The 18,927-nt window shown below is 54.5% G+C and carries 17 protein-coding genes; 6 read left to right on the top strand and 11 right to left on the bottom strand.

What is annotated here, in order from left to right; genetic code table 11:
• Positions 1 to 8 precede the first annotated feature (8 nt).
• Positions 9 to 608 carry a hypothetical protein gene (locus FHW17_RS10550; RefSeq protein ID WP_182509794.1) on the bottom strand — a complete coding sequence of 200 codons (600 nt, stop codon included), beginning with the start codon at positions 606 to 608 and terminating at the stop codon, positions 9 to 11.
• A 708-nt stretch (positions 609 to 1,316) separates the two neighbouring features.
• Here FHW17_RS10550 and FHW17_RS10545 point away from each other — a divergent pair.
• Positions 1,317 to 2,984 (top strand): electron transfer flavoprotein-ubiquinone oxidoreductase, encoded by a 1,668-nt coding sequence (locus FHW17_RS10545; RefSeq protein WP_112523247.1) that lies wholly within the window; start codon positions 1,317 to 1,319, stop codon positions 2,982 to 2,984.
• 58 nt (positions 2,985 to 3,042) lie between these two features.
• On the opposite strand, the gene FHW17_RS10540 is transcribed toward FHW17_RS10545, so the two are convergent.
• Positions 3,043 to 3,504 carry an Lrp/AsnC family transcriptional regulator gene (locus FHW17_RS10540; protein WP_182509793.1) on the bottom strand — a complete coding sequence of 154 codons (462 nt, stop codon included), beginning with the start codon at positions 3,502 to 3,504 and terminating at the stop codon, positions 3,043 to 3,045.
• 111 nt (positions 3,505 to 3,615) lie between these two features.
• Here FHW17_RS10540 and FHW17_RS10535 point away from each other — a divergent pair, with 111 nt between their 5' ends.
• The gene (locus FHW17_RS10535) at positions 3,616 to 4,227 is read left to right on the top strand and encodes a LysE family translocator (RefSeq protein WP_182509792.1); all 612 of its coding nucleotides are present in this window, start codon (positions 3,616 to 3,618) and stop codon (positions 4,225 to 4,227) included.
• Here FHW17_RS10535 and FHW17_RS10530 read toward each other — a convergent pair.
• Both FHW17_RS10530 and FHW17_RS10525 read right to left on the bottom strand, forming a co-directional pair.
• Positions 4,211 to 5,245 carry an endonuclease/exonuclease/phosphatase family protein gene (locus tag FHW17_RS10530; protein WP_182509791.1) on the bottom strand — a complete coding sequence of 345 codons (1,035 nt, stop codon included), beginning with the start codon at positions 5,243 to 5,245 and terminating at the stop codon, positions 4,211 to 4,213. The two genes, FHW17_RS10535 and FHW17_RS10530, sit on opposite strands and share 17 nt — an antisense overlap.
• A gap of 1,235 nt (positions 5,246 to 6,480) precedes the next feature.
• Complete coding sequence (locus tag FHW17_RS10525) at positions 6,481 to 7,989, bottom strand: AMP nucleosidase (protein ID WP_112523237.1); 1,509 nt, start codon at positions 7,987 to 7,989, stop codon at positions 6,481 to 6,483.
• A 171-nt stretch (positions 7,990 to 8,160) separates the two neighbouring features.
• Here FHW17_RS10525 and FHW17_RS10520 point away from each other — a divergent pair, with 171 nt between their 5' ends.
• Complete coding sequence (locus tag FHW17_RS10520; protein ID WP_112523323.1) at positions 8,161 to 8,862, top strand: glutathione S-transferase N-terminal domain-containing protein; 702 nt, start codon at positions 8,161 to 8,163, stop codon at positions 8,860 to 8,862.
• A 182-nt stretch (positions 8,863 to 9,044) separates the two neighbouring features.
• Here FHW17_RS10520 and FHW17_RS10515 read toward each other — a convergent pair whose 3' ends face one another.
• Together FHW17_RS10515 and FHW17_RS10510 are read right to left on the bottom strand one after the other, a co-directional pair.
• Entirely contained in the window at positions 9,045 to 9,449 is a 405-nt protein-coding gene (locus tag FHW17_RS10515) for a GFA family protein (protein WP_182509790.1), read from the bottom strand.
• A 72-nt stretch (positions 9,450 to 9,521) separates the two neighbouring features.
• Positions 9,522 to 9,998: an SRPBCC domain-containing protein gene (locus FHW17_RS10510; protein ID WP_113096626.1), complete on the bottom strand. Its 477-nt coding sequence runs from the start codon at positions 9,996 to 9,998 to the stop codon at positions 9,522 to 9,524.
• A 211-nt stretch (positions 9,999 to 10,209) separates the two neighbouring features.
• Between FHW17_RS10510 and bla the strand changes: the two genes are divergently transcribed.
• Positions 10,210 to 11,100 (top strand): class A beta-lactamase, encoded by an 891-nt coding sequence (gene bla / locus FHW17_RS10505; RefSeq protein ID WP_182509789.1) that lies wholly within the window; start codon positions 10,210 to 10,212, stop codon positions 11,098 to 11,100.
• Between the two features lie 60 nt (positions 11,101 to 11,160).
• Here the strand turns inward: bla and FHW17_RS10500 are convergent, their stop codons facing one another.
• Entirely contained in the window at positions 11,161 to 11,508 is a 348-nt protein-coding gene (locus FHW17_RS10500) for a DUF2147 domain-containing protein (RefSeq protein WP_182509788.1), read from the bottom strand.
• 472 nt (positions 11,509 to 11,980) lie between these two features.
• On the opposite strand from FHW17_RS10500, the gene FHW17_RS10495 reads away from it, so the two are divergent.
• Positions 11,981 to 12,247 (top strand): sel1 repeat family protein, encoded by a 267-nt coding sequence (locus tag FHW17_RS10495; RefSeq protein WP_112523229.1) that lies wholly within the window; start codon positions 11,981 to 11,983, stop codon positions 12,245 to 12,247.
• A gap of 17 nt (positions 12,248 to 12,264) precedes the next feature.
• On the opposite strand, the gene FHW17_RS10490 is transcribed toward FHW17_RS10495, so the two are convergent.
• A complete protein-coding gene (locus FHW17_RS10490; RefSeq protein WP_112523227.1) occupies positions 12,265 to 13,137 on the bottom strand; it encodes a LysR family transcriptional regulator in 873 nt (290 codons plus the stop codon).
• A gap of 850 nt (positions 13,138 to 13,987) precedes the next feature.
• On the opposite strand from FHW17_RS10490, the gene FHW17_RS10485 reads away from it, so the two are divergent.
• Positions 13,988 to 14,197 (top strand): hypothetical protein, encoded by a 210-nt coding sequence (locus tag FHW17_RS10485; RefSeq protein WP_091880505.1) that lies wholly within the window; start codon positions 13,988 to 13,990, stop codon positions 14,195 to 14,197.
• Between the two features lie 71 nt (positions 14,198 to 14,268).
• On the opposite strand, the gene FHW17_RS10480 is transcribed toward FHW17_RS10485, so the two are convergent.
• The 3 genes from FHW17_RS10480 to FHW17_RS10470 form a co-directional block, all read right to left on the bottom strand.
• On the bottom strand, positions 14,269 to 14,796 hold the full coding sequence (locus tag FHW17_RS10480; RefSeq protein ID WP_113096629.1) for a DNA starvation/stationary phase protection protein: 528 nt from the start codon (positions 14,794 to 14,796) through the stop codon (positions 14,269 to 14,271).
• Between the two features lie 101 nt (positions 14,797 to 14,897).
• The gene (locus FHW17_RS10475; protein ID WP_182509978.1) at positions 14,898 to 16,925 is read right to left on the bottom strand and encodes an acetyl/propionyl/methylcrotonyl-CoA carboxylase subunit alpha; all 2,028 of its coding nucleotides are present in this window, start codon (positions 16,923 to 16,925) and stop codon (positions 14,898 to 14,900) included.
• Positions 16,926 to 17,253: 328 nt separating this feature from the next.
• A complete protein-coding gene (locus FHW17_RS10470; RefSeq protein ID WP_112523219.1) occupies positions 17,254 to 18,861 on the bottom strand; it encodes a carboxyl transferase domain-containing protein in 1,608 nt (535 codons plus the stop codon).
• Positions 18,862 to 18,927 lie beyond the last annotated feature (66 nt).

Raw genomic sequence — 18,927 nt, 5'->3', positions numbered from 1 at the left:
TTGCAAGGTCAGGTGGAGGGAATGCGCGGCTCCTGCACCAGATAAAATGTCCGCTTGGGGGTAAAGTCACCAACGGGAAAATCGAAACTGGCATTGGCGTTGGGATCAACCTTGCCATCCCGGAAGATCATGCGGTCATAGGGTTCGAAATTATCGTCATAGGTGGCAAAAAGATTGGAATGGATCATCCCTGTCTTGTCGCCAGGCTGGTAAAAGGACAGCCCGTCACCATAGTCGCTCGGTTTGCCGAGGATTTCCTGCAATTCAAAGACGAATTCCACCCATGGATGGCCGCTCCCATTGATTGTTCTGACTTGCAAATGGAACAGAATGCCTCCTTCTTCCGTGGTGGGATTGAGCTGCTCCAGCTTCTCCGTCCGAATGACCAAAGTGACCGGTGCGATAGCATTCAGTTCTTCGGTAATGACAATCGGATCGTCGGCAGAGCCGGTTCCGCTGATCGAGCGTATGGTGAAACCGCCAAGTTCGTCGGAAAAATTATACTGCCCGGCAGTCCAGATCTTTTGCTCCTGAGCAGATGAATGGCTGAAAATCATACTGACGGCCAGAAAGCCGCCCAATATCCAGATCATCCGAAGCGATCTCATCCCGTCTCCGCTTGTTGGTTATCCCCAGTCCACCAGCAGTTTATTATTCGAGACATTTCAATTGGAGCGAGTATGAACGAAATGTGTAAAGTCGCAACTGGGCATGATTGCCGGTTGCAGTTCTCTCTATGACGGTTGTGTAATAGCGGTAGATCTACTGGTTTTTGCAGAACCCTCAGCAATCACGCGAGGTTCGTGGTTCGACATAACAACCATGAGGGAGAGAGATGGGTTACAGGTGGGGGTGAGGTGCGTGGAGAGGGGTGAGTTGCAATATATAATCAGGGGCGCAGAACTTGCTCACTTGCCGTACCCATCTCCGTCATCCTCGGGCTTGACCCGAGGACCCATGGCTAAGGAAATCAGACGAACTTGGCTGTTGGCGCTTTTAGACTGTGGGTCCTCGGGTCAAGCCCGAGGATGACGGAGATGGGAAGGGCGATGGGAGTATCTCCCTCGTGGTTGTTATGTCGAACCACTCACCACCAACCTTGTCCCTCTTCCCCACTCGGATAATCTGTCGCACTGGGCCTCATAATATTGACGTTTACGTTAAGGTAAATTAAAAAACCAATGTATGGTCGTTGGATGAGGGCAATTGGCCGCATCTTGAATGGATGCTAGCCTCTGTCATACGGCTATTGTTGCGCTACAACTGGGAAAAACACAGGCGAAGTGTTTGCGGGGCAGAGCATTCAGGAGGGTTTTATGAGCGAGACAACCGAACTTCCAGAGCGGGAGAGCATGGAGTTTGATGTCGTGATTGTCGGCGGCGGTCCATCGGGCCTGTCTGCGGCCATCAGGCTCAAGCAGATCAACCCTGAGCTTTCGGTCGTTGTGCTGGAAAAGGGCGGCGAGGTCGGTGCCCATATTCTGTCAGGCGCCGTGGTTGACCCCGTTGGTGTCGACAAGCTGCTGCCTGGCTGGCGCGAAGAGGAGGGGCATCCCTTCAAGACGCCTGTTACTGCGGATCATTTCCTCGTTCTCGGACCTGCTGGCTCGGTTCGCCTGCCGAATTTTGCCATGCCGCCACTGATGAACAATCATGGCAATTTCATTGTGTCGCTCGGCAATGTCTGCCGCTGGCTTGGCACCAAGGCGGAAGAACTGGGCGTCGAGATTTATCCGGGATTTGCCGGTTCTGAAGTTCTTTATGATGATAATGGCGCGGTGATCGGTGTTGCTACCGGTGATATGGGCATCGAGAAAGATGGATCGCATGGCCCAGCCTATACGCGGGGCATGGCGCTTCTCGGCAAATATACGCTCATTGCCGAAGGCGCACGCGGGTCGCTCGCCAAGCAGCTCATCACCAAGTTCAAGCTCGATGAAGGCAAGGAACCGGCCAAATTCGGTATCGGCCTGAAAGAGCTATGGCAGATCGATCCGGCAAAACACAAGCTTGGGCTGGTACAGCATTCATTCGGTTGGCCGCTTGACCTGAAGACAGGTGGCGGCTCGTTCCTCTATCACCTTGAGGACAATACGGTTGCCGTCGGCTTCGTCATGCACCTCAACTACAAGAACCCCTATCTGTCGCCATTCGAGGAATTCCAGCGTTTCAAGACCCATCCGGCCATTCGCGGTACGTTCGAAGGGGGCAAGCGGATTGGCTATGGTGCGCGCGCGATTACCGAAGGCGGCTGGCAGTCCGTGCCAAAACTGTCATTCCCCGGCGGCGTGCTGATTGGCTGCTCTGCCGGTTTCGTCAACGTCCCGCGCATCAAGGGTTCGCACAATGCCATGCTCTCCGGCATGCTGGCTGCCGAACATGCAGCGGAAGCGCTGGCCGCCGGCCGCACCAATGACGAGCTTATTTCTTACGAGAATGCCTGGCGCACCAGCGAGATCGGCAAGGATCTGAAGCGCGTGCGCAACGTCAAACCGATGTGGTCCAAGCTTGGCACCGTCGGCGGTGTGGTGCTCGGCGGTCTTGATATGTGGTTGAACACGATTTTCGGTGGTTGGTCGCCTTTTGGAACGTGGAAACACGGCAAGTCCGATGCGGCAGCATTGGAACCGGCAGCCAAGCACAAGCCGATTGCCTATCCGAAACCCGATGGTGTACTGACCTTTGACCGTCTGTCCTCCGTGTTCCTGTCCAACACGAACCATGAGGAGAACGAACCTGTTCACCTGATCGTCAAGGATGCAGCACTGCAAAAGTCATCCGAGCATGATGTCTATGCGGGACCGTCCACGCGCTATTGCCCGGCAGGTGTCTATGAATGGGTCGAGGAAAGCACCGGTCCAAAATTCGTGATCAATGCGCAGAACTGTGTTCACTGCAAGACCTGCGATATCAAGGACCCGAACCAGAATATCAACTGGGTGCCACCGCAGGGCGGCGAGGGACCTGTCTATACCAGCATGTGATTGGAGTTCAGTTCCCGCGTGAAATCAGAAGCCGCCTGCATCATTGCGGGCGGTTTTTTCATGGGAGCGGCAAAGCATAGGTCTGTTTGACCGTCTGGCTTGGAACATCTGTCTTCACGTTCTGAATGCCGTTTTTACGGGTGAGATGCGCAGATTGAAAGCGCCTGTAGTCATCTAGATCAGCCACGACAACACGCAGCAACGCATCGCTTTCACCAAGCATAATGTAACACTCCACCACTTGCGGCAGTTGCTTCATTGCTTCGATAAAGTGGTCGATCGTTTCCGCATCCTGTGCGGTCAGCCACACCCGCGCGAACATCGACAGGCCGAGGTCCACTTTTACCGCATTGAGAACAGCCACATAACGATCAATAACACCAGCCTCTTCAAGCAGCTTCACCCGCCGCAGGCAGGGAGAGGGTGACAGGCCCACCTCTTTGGCCAGCTCAGTATTTTGTATCCGGCCGTCGCGTTGCAACGCGCGGAGAATGCGTCTGTCTATATCATCAAGCTGCATTGGCATCCTGTATCAAGATAATCATGTTTTTACGCTGATAATGCTAATATTATAGAACTATATGGCATCTTAGCAATCCAATTGCTGGCGGTCTGGTCTATGATTTCAATCATGGAAACCACGACAATCATCTTATTCGCCGCGACAGTCCTGCCGCTGATTTGCACGCCCGGCCCCGATATGCTTTTCGTGGCATCGCAATCGCTGTCAGAAGGCCCAGCCGCGGGCCTGCAGGCAACCGCGGGAATCTGCCTTGGCTATGTGGTACACTCGATTCTGGTGGCGCTGGGTGTCGCGGCTGTTATTGCAGCTTCGCCTGTGCTGTTCGAAGCATTGCGATGGCTGGGCGTGGCCTATCTCATCTATCTGGCGTTCCAGCTCATACGGTCAGCGACAATGACCGGAAAGCTTACTTTGTCACCGGAACCGGGCCGTGCCATCCTGCAGCGTGGTTTTCTCACAGCCGTTCTCAACCCCAAGGGCATGATGATCTACTTCGCCATCCTGCCCCAGTTCATGAGCCATACGGGCAGCATTGCTCTACAGGCGGGCTTGCTGTCTGCAATCTTCGTTGCGCTGTGCGGGATCGTCTATACAATCCTGAGCACGGTCATTGGCGGGGCCGGTCGGCGGGGTAATTTTAGTGATCGCAGCCGGAGAATGGTCGAAGGTGGCGCGGGCGGTCTGTTGATCGTTGCTGCCGGTTTTATGGCTTTGAGGTGATGGCTTGGTCTGTCAGCATAACAGTCTGCAGATCATGGCTGTCCTCGTCGGTTCCATCGACGGTAAACCGCAGAAGCAGTGGCAAATGATCTGATCCAACGGGCCGAAGCGTTTCGACATGCATGCCCGATATGCGATCCGAGACAAGGATATGATCGAGCGGCATGCCAATCCAGCGCGCCGCCTTGGCCAAAGTGCCATTGACGAGCCAGCTTGGACGCAAGCCATCCACCGAGCGGGTCTTGCTGGCGTCTGCAATCTGGCGAACAGTCTGGCTCCATGGCACGGCGTTGAAATCCCCGGCGACAATCATTGGCCCCTGCAACCGCTCGAAGTAGGGCCGCAACTCCTCGACATTTTCTGCCTGCGTGAACGGCCACGGCCACTCAAGATGCAATGCTGCGATCAATGCACTGCGTCCGCCGAAATCGATACGCGCCATGCCTGCGAGCGCATTGCCAATGCATTGCGGCGTGGTGCCAAGAGCAAAGGGGCGGCGCGAGAGGATGGCAACGCCGCCGATGCGCTTCGTGCTGGGGCAATAGATATTATAGGGATAGCGCGCTTCAATTGCCGCAAACTTCGGTCGCCAATTATCCGAGACCTCTTGCAAGGTGATAACGTCAGGGGCCAGCTGCGCGATCAATCGGATCACGTCAGTCTGTTCGACATTGTCAAAGCGAAGATTCAGCTGCAACAGCTTGTATTCAGGCTGACCAGATGGTTCCACCGCACGCGATGTTCCGGCAGATGCAGGTGACGGCGTAGGCGCAAGGACGGTCGAGAGGGCCATGACGGCAAGGACAATGGCCATCAGGCCCTCGCGCCAAAGACCCATGAACAGGGCTGGCAAAGCCGTGATGATCATCAGCGCAGCAAGATGCATGCGAAAATGCGCAACAGCATCAAAAGCCGGATGAACGGAACCAAAAAAACCGAGAACCAAAGGCACCGATAGAAGAACCGGCACCAGAACCGCGGCAAGCTTCACCCAGGACGATTTTGTCGTTGTTACCATGGTCACGCATTAAACGTTCAATTGCGACGCAATCAAGATGGATGAGAAAACAACTCTCAACTGTAGAACCCGTTGAATATTCAACTCTGCATTCGTTGTCGTGCGCCGGAAATTTGCCAAGACTGGTCATCTCGAATTTGAGAGCGAAGCAGCGCGCATCAAGCCAGCCGATGTATCAGGAAGATGGGCCTCCTGACCGGAAGCAACGGCCTTGCTCTCAAAACTGGAGGTGACACGATGTGGCGTAAACCACTGAGTATCACCCTAGAAATGAAAAGAACCCGGACTGGCTGGCAAGTCACGCTCCGGGTTCGATTCAACTTCTAGGAAAGGGGGTGGGCGAAAGCCCGCCTCCACTCCAGAATAATAGTGCATTTCTCCCGCATTTCCAAGTCGAATTTCCCCAAATGACAGGCTCTCAGCATTGAAAACATATGCTGAAACAACCGCAAAATGCGGTCGCTGACGCCTTTTCAACCCTGCATTTGTTGTCGTTCGCGCGGAATTTGCCAAGACTGGTCATCTCGAATTTGAGAGCGAAGCAGCACACATCGAGCCAGCCGATGTATCGGGGAGATGGGCCTCCCCGACCATGGCAATGGCCTTGCTCTCAAAACTGGAGGTGAAGCAATGTGGTATCTACCGCTATGCATCACACTGGAAATGAAAAGAACCCGGACGAGCTGGCAAGTTACGCTCCGGGTCCAATTCATGTCCTAGCAAACGGAGGTGGGCAAAAGCCCGCCTCCACTCCAGAAGAGTAAGGTATTTTACTCGCTTTTCCAAGTCGAATTTCCCCAAACAACTCGCTTTCGTTGTCAAAAATGCATGCTGAAACAACCGCTAAATGCGGTCGCTGACGCCTTTTCAACCCTGCATTTGTTGTCGTTCGCGCGGAATTTGCCAAGATTGGCCATCTCGCATTTGAGAGCGAAGCAGCACACACCGAGCCATCAGGTGTATTGGGGAGATGGGCCTTCCCGACCATGGCAATGGCCTTGCTCTCAAAACTGGAGGTGACATGATGTGGCGTAAACCACTCAGCATCACCCTTGAAGTAAAAAGAACCCGGACCGGCTGGACGCTGGTGATCCGGGTTCGATTTGCTCTTTGAGGAAACGGGGGCGGGTGAAAGCTCGCTCCCACTCCAGGGACAATATAGCAATTTCTGCCAATATTTCCAAACAACAATTGGTTGAATTGCAGGACCAAACGGGAAAAAATCCCCGTCTTTACTACTGGAAGGCCATTTCGAAGAAGCTACGCAACTTGCGCGAGTGGAGTTTCTCGGGTGGCATTTCCGCCAGCTTCTCCAGCGCGCGAATGCCGATCTGCAAATGCTGGGCGACCTGACGCTTGTAGAACTCGGTTGCCATACCTGGCAATTTCAGTTCGCCGTGCAGAGGCTTGTCGGAAACGCACAGCAGCGTTCCATAGGGCACCCGGAAGCGGAAGCCGTTGGCGGCGATAGTTGCCGACTCCATGTCCAGTGCTATGGCACGCGATTGCGACAGGCGCTTCACCGGACCACGTTGGTCGCGCAGTTCCCAGTTGCGGTTGTCGATTGTAGCGACTGTTCCCGTGCGCATGATGCGTTTGAGATCGTAGCCCTCAAGACCGGTAACTTCAGCAACGGCCTGTTCCAGCGCCACCTGTACTTCCGCAAGTGCCGGGATCGGCACCCAGACGGGCAGATCGTCATCCAGAACATGGTCTTCGCGCACATAGGCATGGGCAAGCACATAGTCACCAAGCGCCTGTGTGTTGCGAAGCCCTGCGCAATGGCCGAGCATCAGCCATGCATGTGGACGCAGCACGGCGATATGGTCGGTGATGGTCTTGGCATTGGATGGACCCACACCAATATTGACCATCGTGATGCCGGCATTGTCTTTCTTTGCCAGATGATAGGCGGGCATTTGCGGCAACCGGCCGATCGGCACGCCAGATGTCGGCGCATCATTGCCCGCTTCTGTAATCAGATTGCCCGGCTCGATGAACCGCTCATAGCCACCGCCGCCATCGGCCATCAATTGCCGGGCGAGGGCACAGAACTCGTCAATATAGAACTGATAGTTGGTGAAAAGGACATAGTTCTGGAAATGCATCGGGCGCGTCGCCGTATAATGCGACAGGCGATGCAGCGAATAGTCGACGCGCTGTGCCGTGAAGGGTGACAGCGGCATGATGCCATCAATATCGTCGCTCTCATATTCGCCATTGACGATCCTGTCGTCAGTGGCATTCAGGTCAGGCACATCGAAGAGATCGCGCAGCGGACGCTGGAAAGCATCGGCAACGGAGGATTCCACATAGGTGCCTTCAAGGAAGGCGAAATGGATGGGGATCGGCGTTGTCGATTCCTGCACGGTAACAGGGCCGCCATGATTGCGGATCAGCAGTCTGATCTGTTCTTCGAGGTAGTTTTCGAAAAGATCGGGCCGGGTGATGTTTGCCGAATATTGGCCGGGTGCCGAGACGTGGCCAAAGGCGAGGCGGGAGTCGATCTGTGCATAGCTTGATGTGGAAAGGCGCACTTCCGGATAGAAGGCGCGAAAATGCGTATTGTTTTCCACTTCACCCTTGGCAACCTTGTCAAAGCCATCCCGCAGAAACTGCGTGTTTCGCTCGTAAAGGACGATCAGTGCCTGCACGGCGGCTTTAGCGTCGGTGAATTCTTCGGGTTCAACATGGGGTGGCATGCTGATGGCGACGGGTTTTTTTGTTCCGATTCGATTGTTCATACTCCCTAATATAGTCAAATCAGATGTCAGTTGGGAGATGGCAAAAAGCCTGAAATTTCAATTCAGTGTCAGCATAGCGCCGAAGACGGTTGGAAATCGGGTTCCGGCTATTGCGATCAGTCGTCAGGAACCTATGTTTGACAAGATGGATTCATTCTCATGGAGACCGATATGACCACCCAGACGAAGCCGATTGAACTTTATTATTGGCCGACGCCGAATGGCTGGAAAATTTCCATCATGCTGGAAGAGCTTGGTGTTCCCTATGACCTCAAGCTCGTCAATATTGGCCGGGGCGAACAATTCGAACCCTCATTCCTCAAAATTGCCCCGAACAATCGCATGCCAGCGATTATCGATCCGGAAGGTCCCGGTGGTGAGCCCATTTCGGTTTTCGAGTCCGGTGCGATCCTGCAATATCTTGGCCGCAAGTTCGGCAAATTCTATTCGCAGGACGAGCGCAAGCGCGTTGCTGTTGAGGAATGGCTGTTCTGGCAGGTGGGCGGTCTCGGGCCAATGGCGGGGCAGGCACACCATTTTCGCCAATATGCGCCGGAGAAAATCGAGTATGGCATCAATCGCTATACCAATGAGGTGAACCGGCTTTATGGTGTGATGAACCGGCGTCTGGAAGGCCGCGACTATCTTGCCGATGAATATTCCATCGCTGATATGGCATCGTTCGGCTGGGTTATTTCCCACGCAAATCAGGGGCAGGACCTCAATGATTTCCCCAATCTGAAGCGCTGGTTTGAAACAGTGGGAGCACGCCCCGCTGTTCAGCGTGGCCGGGAGCTTGGCAAGGAAGCACGCCGTAATCTGGCAGAGGATAAGGAAGCCCAGAAAATCCTGTTTGGCCAAAGGGCGCTTTAACAAGCGGTTTGGGTGTGGTGGGTGGTGGCGTGGTTCGTGGTTCGACAAGCTCACCATGAGGGAGAGGGGTGCTGTAACGCTAATCACAAATGTTGCAGAATATAGCTCCCTTGCATCATCACTCTCCCTCATGGTGAGCTTGTCGAACCACGCACCACGAACTAGTGCAGCTGACTCCAATCCTACAAATGCCGGATTTCCGTCGGGACCTCTCCCCAGTTGTCATGCAACCCGTCCTGATATTGCAAAGGGGCCGCTGCCAGTTCTTCCGGTGAGAGATCATCAAGAACCGAAAGATTGAGGCCGTAGAACACGCCGCCCATTATCTCCAGGTCTCCCCGGCCAAAAGGCTTCACACCGCAGGTCTTGCAGAAGAAATGCGTGATGTTTTTGCCACCGAACTGGTATTCGGTCAGATTGTCGGCGCCCGCGATCATTCGCAGGTCATCGCCGCCAATAAAGGCTTTCCAATAGCGTGTCTTGGCACATAAAGAGCAATTGCACTTGCTCGTACCGGCATCCAGATCAACATCGCATTCGAAACGCACCGTCTTGCAATGGCAACTGCCATGATAGGTCTTTTTCATCGGTTCTCTCTTCTCTTGGCGATCAATGACAGCGATTATCAGTCGATAAAGCTTCGGCCTGTGATAGCCGCATCAGTGGGCGTGGCCCAGTGGCTCGACATAGGCCTCCAGACGCTCCATGCATTCGGTCCAGCCATTTTGATGGGAGTCACGGTCTTCAACTGAATCGAATGGTGCCTGATGGAAAACGAGCCTGGTCTGCTCGCCTTCAGCACTCAAGGTGACGCTCACCAATGTTTGCGGCCCGCGCATGCCATCGGCGTCCTCCCAGGCGAAAGTGAAAACGATCCGCTCGGGCTCGACAATCTCATTGTAATGACCGACCATCCAGGCGTCTTCCCCATCGGGCGAGCGAATGGATGAACGGTAAGCGCCGCCCTCCCGGAAATCCATCTCGCAACTGGGGCAGGTGAAATTCTTCGGCCCCCACCACCGAACGATATGTTCCGGCTGCGACCACACCTTGAATACAAGCCCTACGGGCGCATCGACAACCCGCACGATTGTCAGTTCGCGGTCCTTATCTCGGGCTGCCAGCGCTGCGACCATGTTTCTCTTCCTCCACCTTCAGAACGCATAGTACGTAACAATAAGGTTAAATAACCTATTGGTTTAATACACGGTCATTTTATGAACGTCAACATTCCACGCATTTCCATTTTGCGTCACAAATTTTCCTTGGAAAGCGCCACATCGGACATCAGTTTCCGCGCAGCAGGCAATGCCTTGCGATTCATTATGTCGGAGATGGAGATGAGGGATGTCAGGTCATATTACGCGCCGCGCTGCGCTTGTTGGGTCCATGCTGGTTGTTCCGGCGCTGTCACTGTCGTTGAGATCAGCGGGGGCGGCCACGGCAACTGGACCATCTCTCGAAGCCGCGTTCAAAGAACTGGAGAAAGCAACCGGTGCGCGCCTTGGGGTTTCGGCGCACGATACCGGCAGCGGTAAGCGTATCGACTATCGTGAAAAAGAACTGTTTGCCATGTGCAGCACGTTCAAGTTTTTCGCGGCAGCGGCCATTCTTGCGCGCGTTGACCAGAAGAAGGAACAGCTCGACCGGATAGTCACCTATAAAAAGTCCGATCTCGTTGACTATTCGCCGGTCACGGAAAAACGCGTGGGTGAGGGGATGTCGCTTGCAGCCATTTGTGAGGCGGCGATCACCTACAGCGATAATTTCGCTGGCAACCTGATGCTCGATGCACTGGGCGGATCAAAGGGGCTGACGGACTATGCACGGTCCCTCGGTGACACGATCACCAGACTGGACCGGCGCGAGACCGAACTCAACGAAGCCACACCGGGCGATCCGCGCGATACGACCACTCCGGCTGCCATGCGCGAAAATCTTGAAAAGACTGTGCTGGGCACCGCTCTGTCGGAACAGTCGCGCAAACAGCTCGCCGATTGGCTGATCGGCAACAAGGTTGGTGACAAACGTTTGCGGGCAGGGCTGCCAAAGGACTGGAAGGTGGGCGACAAGACTGGGACAAGCGATAGCGGCATGGCCAATGATGTGGCGGTGATCTGGCCGCCGGATCGCAAGCCGATCGTGCTGACCGTCTATCTCTATGATCCGAAGGGAACGGCTGACAGCCGCAATGCCATCCATCAGAAAGTGGCAAGCCTTATCGCCGAACATATCTGATCAGGATATGCAAAACCCGCGAGATCAGAACCGTCTCGCGGGTTTCATGCAGTCTGAAAACTATTGACGTGTAAGGCTTTCGCTCTTGCAGATCAGTCCGCCGAGCACGCAACCTGACAATGACAGGGTATTGCCGCTGACGCTGGCCTTGCCATTATATGTCTTGCCTTCGTCCAGCTTGTTGACCTGTCCCTTATAGGACCCGCCCTTGCCGGACATCTCGCCGATTGACTTGCCTTTATATTCGCCCGTCAGGACCGTGCCGCAATATTTGTCTGCACCACAGGATACATATTGAATAAGCGTGCCCGTTGGCCGTTTCCACGTGCCGACAATTGGTTCCTCGGCAAGGGCTGGTCCTGCCATGAGTACGACGCCAGCGCATGCCAACAAAAATTTGCGATTCATATTTTCCTCCCGATAAGGGTTGTGCGGCAAATGGGGTCTCTCCTCGTCCATTTGCATGTCCCTTACGTAAACGTAATTCAAAAAATAGGCGAAAGAAAGCCTCAAACACGGGCAGATGGAGGGTTTTTTGCGTGTCTGCAATTTACGGAAATCGCTGATACCTCGGCCGGATCGTGACCATGTCAGACAAAAAGAAGCTGTTCTTTGGTTAGCAAAGGCTTGAAATCGAAGAAATGCATTTTAGGCAAATTTGACCCAAATGCCCGCAATTGCTGGGGCAATATATTTAATGAATTCCGAAGTTTACGAGTTGTTTTAGTTTTGTTTGGGTCCAGTTAATCATGCCTTTTAACAGCAATTTGAGAGCTGTGTGGCATTCTCAAAAGCATCGAAAGAGCACGCCAAAACAAACAAATCAGGCGGTTCTCAGAAGTCTAACAGGGCTTATCGGTTTAAACAGGGACACGGTAAAATGGCACGCTTTGATCTTCAGAATATCGATGCCGGACACGTCGGCGGAACAGCGGAAACGGACATTCTCTTTGAGATGGGCATCATGTACGCCACCGGCCGCGACTGCGAAGTTGATCACGTTGCTGCGCATAAATGGTTCAACATTGCTGCAATCAAGGGCAGCGAACGCGCTGCGGAATTACGGGCCGAACTGGTCAAGACCATGACCAAGGTGGATCTGGCTACGGCAATGCGCGAAGCCCGCGAATGGATGACATCGCACTAACCATTATTGTGACGGCGCTAAAGAGCCGCCGTCCCCATGGGCTGGAAAGCATCGCGGATAACTTTCGCCATGCCTTCGATCGCCGGATTTGTCATCCGTGGATTGCGCCGCAACACCACATTCGATGAATCGATCACCGGAAAGCCTTCCGTCTCGGTCAGTTCGCGGCAGCCCGGCGGAATATTGCTGCGTGCCAGCGGCGCAATCGCAAGGCCCGAAACCGCGGCTATTTTCAAACCGCCGCCCGTATCGCAGCTATAGGCCACGCGATAATTGATCTTGTTTCTGTCCAACGACCCAATGGCGAATTTCTGGCACCAGTCGGATCGTTGATAAACGGCAATCGGGACAGGCGTAATTTCATGCACGCAATGCACTTCCGACGTGACCCAGACAGTTGGGTCGACAAACAGCACTTCGCCCATTGTTGGCGGCTCCCAGTTGAAAATCACGGCCAGATCCAGCTCATCCGCCTCAAGGGCGGCCATCTGTTTTGCCGAATAGTCACATTTGACCGTCACCTGCACCTGCGGATGCTGGCTGGCAAAGGCGGCAAGCGCGCGAGGCAGTACCGTATAGCCATATTCTTCAGGAAGGCCGATCCGCACCGGTCCACCAAGCGGTTTGGCTCTGATTGACGCCATGGTCTCATCCAGCAGACCGACAATGCGGTTGGCATTGACGAGCAGCGTCTGACCCTGGGGTGTCAGGGTGACACCGCGTGAACCGCGTTCGAAAACGCTTTCGCCCAGCACTTCCTCAAGTCGTTTGATCTGGATACTCACCGCCGATTGCGTCCGCCCGATTTTCTCCGCGGCGCGTGTAACATTGCCTGTCGTGGCCACCGCCAGAAATGTGCGGAGCAGATCACTGTCGAGAGGAGGGTTCATAGCTGCACTCGTGATAAAAATTTCGAATGACAGACATAATTTCTATTCGTTTGATATATGTCAACGATTGGATCAAGCATTGTGCCTATTCGTCATGCTGGAAATGCACAATGTCCGTTTTCCCTTTATTTTCAAATCTTTGGAAAGTCTGGAAAGCCGCAGACCGGGACGCTCGCCAATTGCAGACTTTACAGCGCAAACCGGGCGAACATCTGCTGCAAGATGCAGGGATGACGCGGCAGAACGTGGCAGACATCCTGCGCTGCTACCGTTCGAAGCAAATACTGGCATTTCTGACACGCTTTTGGACCCGATGATTGGTCTGCGAAGCTATGCGTTTTACGCATCACTTTCTTCGACATCTCCACATTATTGACGCAATCAGGACGAGATTGTCGTACTGATTGCAACCTCTCCGCTAGTTTGGCCGGTGGCGAAGGAGAGCGAGCATGTCGGGCGAATGGTAAGTCGGTATGCAGGAATTATCGAATCCAAGTCAGGAGGGAGCTTCCAAAAGCGCTATACGGACGAATTGATACTTTCATTGTTCGTAGTAAATATGATTCATATTTGAATTAATTTAAATAACTCAAAGTTTAAATATGAGTGACGCTTTTTGTATAAAGATTTCGCATAATGTACTATTCAATTTTTGAAACGATGTGAACTTTATATTCTAAGTATAACAATTTTTTATGATAAAATTTATCATGAAAAATGTGATCATTGTTTTGAGGTTATATGGTTTTATGTGCAATCTTTCACAACTCTGTGGGGTTGCGAAGGCTGAAATATCAGTTAAGTAAACGGTTTGTGGAATTTTCTGATTCTTGAAAATTACGGGGAAGTTATGCAGGACGAGCTTGGAGAGTTATTATCAAAGTTGAGCGATGCTCAAAAAGAGTTGATAGTCTTGACTGCAAAGACCAATGCATTTCCTGACAATAATACATTGAGGAAAATAGCAACTTTGGCCCTGAATATCTCCGCCGTTGAGGGGCTTATTGCCGATACGCAAAGCCGCGCCAAGCGTGCAAAAATGACCAAGGCCAATGACTGAGACGGCCTGAACTCCAACTGCTTGAGGCGTTGGAGTTCAAACATCCATTCAATAATCAGCTCCCAGAAAAATCAGACACCCGCCGGTCCGGTCCGGGTTGCTTCGAACAGAAACCAATGGCGGCGTTCCGATTCATCGATGTAATTCTCGATGATGCTCGTGGTGGCGCTATCGTGATATTCATCGCAAAGTTCATGCACCTGCCGGAGGTAGCCAATAAAGGTTCTTGTGTCGTCGCGCAGTTCCGCCAGCATATCTTCCGGCGTGACGAAATTCGCGTCATTATCGAGCAGGCGTTGTTGCGCGGAGATTTGCCCGATGGAGCGCAGCGTCGTGCCGCCAATCTTGCGTACCCGTTCCGCCAGAACGTCGGTCATATCGAAGATTTGCGCGGCTTGCTCGTCCAGCATCAGGTGATAATCGCGAAAATGCGGTCCGCTCATGTGCCAGTGGAAGTTCTTTGTTTTCATATAGAGCGCGAATGTATCGGCAAGCAGCGCATTGACAGCCGCCGCGATATCGCGTGTTGCCTCGGTGCCCAGATCGCTGGGCGTTGCCGTGGGGGCTCGCTTGATCGTCTGCAGTGATTTGGTAGCCATGGTCGATCTCCTCTACAATAAACGGGAAACGCTTCCGTCTTGGGCACGCGAACGGTGCTGGTCGCGACATATGACTAGCATGGCTACTTGTCATTTCTGCTTCACTTATTGGTCAACTCGGCGGATTCGAGTTCTTCAAAGCGAACCAACGCGGTCTTTTCCTTCACCTGCGCCCCTTCCTTGACGATTTCAGCGATTTTGCCGTCATGCGGTGCGGTGATGGTATGTTCCATCTTCATGGCTTCCAGAACCAGAAGTATCTGGCCTTTCTTTACCAGATCACCCGCCGCTGCACGGACGGATTTTACCAGACCCGGCATTGGCGCGATCAGCCGGTCGCCCGCACCGCCCGCTTCATCGGCCCGCTGGAGCGGATCGATGAGCGCGAACGTTGCCACCACACCCCGCGCAATCACGGCGACACCTTGCGGTATCGCTGCTGTCTTGGCTGTCAGGTTGATGCCCTTGCCAGTGATATGCCAGCTTTCGCCATTGCGCCGGACGCGCAGTTCAATGGCAGTATCTGGTGTCGCAACTTCAAAGCGATCATCGCCGAGAACGGCAATGTTATAGCGGGTTGTCTGCCCCGGCGCATCAGATGCGCCGGGTTCGCCCAGCGTCACCGGATAGTGGGACGGCGCGTGGTGGCTATAACCGCGCAGCGCCGTCCAAGGGTCATCGGATGCAACCTTTGTCAGAAGGCCGCTGGCATGCAGGACAGCCAGTTCTTTGGCGCCTGCCGGCATTGCCACGGGAACAACGAGGCTATGAAGATCGCGGTCGATAAGCCCGGTATCCACGTCGCCAGCCGCAAAGCCTTCGTGCCGCACCAGTGCCGCCAGAAATGCCGCATTGGTGACTGTACCCGCAATCTCCGTCTGCAACAGGGCATCTTCCATGGCGCGCAGCGCTGCCGGACGATCTTTCGCGTGTACGACAATCTTGGCGATCATCGGATCGTAATAGGGCGAGATCGTATCGTCAGGGCGCACACCGGTTTCGATGCGCACTGTGCCTTCCGCAACAGATGCTGGAAAAGTCAGGTGATGCAGGGTGCCGATCGCAGGCAAAAAGCCCTTGGCCGGGTCTTCCGCATAAAGACGCGCTTCCACCGCATGGCCGTTGAGCGGGATTTGCTTCTGCGTCAGCGGCAAGGGTTCGCCCGCCGCAACCCGCAATTGCCATTCAACCAGATCAAGCCCGGTGATCATTTCCGTTACAGGGTGTTCCACCTGCAAACGCGTGTTCATTTCCATGAACCAGAAGCCATCAGCCCGCAGGCCCTGGCTGGCATCAACGATGAATTCAATGGTTCCAGCGCCTGAATAATTGATGGCCTTGGCCGCTTTCACCGCCGCCGCAGTCATCGCCGCGCGCATTTCGGCGGTAATATCAGGGGCAGGGGCTTCTTCGATCACCTTCTGGTGGCGGCGTTGCAACGAGCAATCACGTTCGTAGAGATGCACAGCATTGCCGTGATTGTCGCCAAACACCTGCACCTCGATATGGCGCGGCTTGGAGACGTATTTTTCAACAAGCACACGGTCATCGCCAAAGGCGCTCTTGGCCTCGCGCCGCGCGCTACCCAGTGCTTCGGCAAAATCCTCGGGGTTATCGACCTTGCGCATGCCTTTGCCGCCGCCACCGGCGCGGGCCTTGATCAATACGGGATAGCCGATCTCGCGTGCCTTGGAGGCCAGAACGACCAGTTCCTGCGCTTCGCCATGATAACCCGGAACAACAGGCACCCCGGCCTTTTCCATCAGTCGTTTGGCCGCATCCTTCAGGCCCATGGCCCGAATCGAATCCGCCGACGGACCGATAAAGACGAGCCCGGCCTTGACCACCGCATCGACAAATCCCGGGTTTTCCGACAGGAATCCGTAGCCCGGATGAATGGCCTCCGCGCCGGTGTCGATGGCTGCCTGAATGATACGGTCGGCGCGCAGATAGCTTTCCGATACGGACGAGCCGCCAATATGGACAGCCTCGTCAGCCATCGCCACATGCAGCGCATTGGCATCCGCATCGGAATAGACGGCAACCGTGCCAACGCCCATCTTCTGCGCGGTACGGATAACCCGGCAGGCAATTTCACCACGATTGGCGATGAGGATTCTGGAGAACATTCTTGTCATGATTTTTGCTCCTCATTCATTGGGTGTACGGTGTGTGTTGGTGCGTGGTTGGTGAGTAGTGAGTGGTGAGTAGTGAGTAGTGGTTCGACAAGCTCACCAAGAGGGAGAGGGGTGATGAAACGATAATCGTCAACATTGCAGACGGCAGCGAACATTGCAGGCAGCAGCGAAGATTGCAGACGGCAGCGAAGATCGCAGACGGTAAAGGCTGCAGAACTTGGCTCCCTTTCATCACCTCTCTCCCTCATGGTGAGCTTGTCGAACCACGAACCACCACTCACTATTCACTATTCACCAACCACTCACCAAACATCTCCCATCACATCCTGAAGACACCGAACTTGGTGTCCTCTACGGGTGCATTCAGGGCTGCGGAAAGCGAAAGGGCGAGCACGTCGCGGGTTTTTGCCGGGTCGATGATCCCATCATCCCAGAGACGCGCTGACGAATAGAGCGGGTGGCCCTCGCGTTCGTATTTCTCAAGGATCGGCGCGCGGAAGGCTGCTTCCTCTTCAGCGGCCCAGTCGCCGCCTTTGCGCTCGATACCATCGCGCTTGACCAGTGCCAGCACCGTTGCCGCCTGTTCACCGCCCATGACGGAAATACGGGCGTTGGGCCACATCCACAGGAAGCGCGGCGAGAAGGCGCGCCCGCACATGCCGTAATTACCGGCGCCAAATGAGCCGCCAAGGATCATCGTCACCTTTGGCACGCGCGCGGTGGCGACCGCCGTGACAAGCTTGGCGCCGTCCTTGGCAATGCCGCCTGCCTCGTAGGACCGACCGACCATGAAGCCGGTGATGTTCTGCAAAAACACGAGCGGAATGCCGCGCTGGGTACACAATTCAATGAAGTGCGTACCCTTCAAGGCACTCTCGGAAAACAGCACGCCATTATTGGCAATGATACCAACTGGCATGCCATAGAGATGGGCAAAACCGGTGATCAGGCTGGTGCCGTAATTCTGCTTGAACTCATCAAATTCGGAACCATCCACCACGCGGGCGATGACTTCGCGCACGTCGTAGGGCTGGCGCAGATCGGTGGGCACAATGCCATAGAGTTCATGTGGATCGTAAAGAGGCGGAATCGACTTGCGAAGGTCGAGGCCTATCTCCTTCTTTCGATTCAGATTTCCAACGATGCGCCGGGCAATGGCCAGTGCATGGGCATCATCCATCGCGTAGTGATCAGCCACGCCTGACTCGCGCGTGTGTACCTCTGCGCCACCCAGATCTTCCGCCGACACATCCTCGCCCGTTGCCGCCTTCACCAACGGTGGCCCGGCGAGGAAGATCGTCGCCTGACCCTTCACCATGATCGTTTCTTCAGACATGGCAGGCACATAGGCGCCGCCAGCCGTGCAGGAACCCATGACCACGGCGATCTGCGGAATGCCTGCGGCAGACATATTTGCCTGATTGTAGAAGATACGGCCGAAATGCTCGCGATCCGGGAAAACTTCGTCCTGATTTGGCAGGTTCGCCCCGCCGGAATCGACAAGATAAATGCAAGGGAGATTGTTCTGCATCGCGATTTCCTGCGCGCGCAGATGCTTCTTCACGGTCAAGGGGTAATAGGTGCCGCCTTTGACGGTGGCATCATTGACGACGATCATGACTTCCTTGCCGGAAACGCGCCCGATCCCCGCGATCAGTCCGGCGGAAGCAATATTGTCGCCATACATGTCCCATGCCGCAAACTGGCCGATTTCCAGAAAGGGCGAACCGGGATCGAGCAGTTGCGCCAGCCGGTCGCGCGGCAGAAGCTTGTTGCGCGACGTATGGCGCTTGCGCGCCTCATCCGTGCCACCCCTTGTCACCAGATCAGCCTTTGCCTTGATATCATCGACAAGCGCACGCATGCGTTGCGCATTGGCGGCGAAGGTCTCCGATGTGGTGGTGATCTGGGACTGAAGTATGGTCATAGGATTCTCGCCATCTTTCTATACATCTTGTGGTTCGGCGTTTGCGGCTGCCATTGGTCGGGGATA

It is taken from the genome of Phyllobacterium sp. P30BS-XVII (assembly GCF_014138335.1).
Taxonomy (GTDB): domain Bacteria; phylum Pseudomonadota; class Alphaproteobacteria; order Rhizobiales; family Rhizobiaceae; genus Phyllobacterium; species Phyllobacterium meliloti.
The sequence above is the reverse complement of the archived record's forward strand: the minus strand, read 5'-3'. Positions and strand labels throughout refer to the sequence as shown.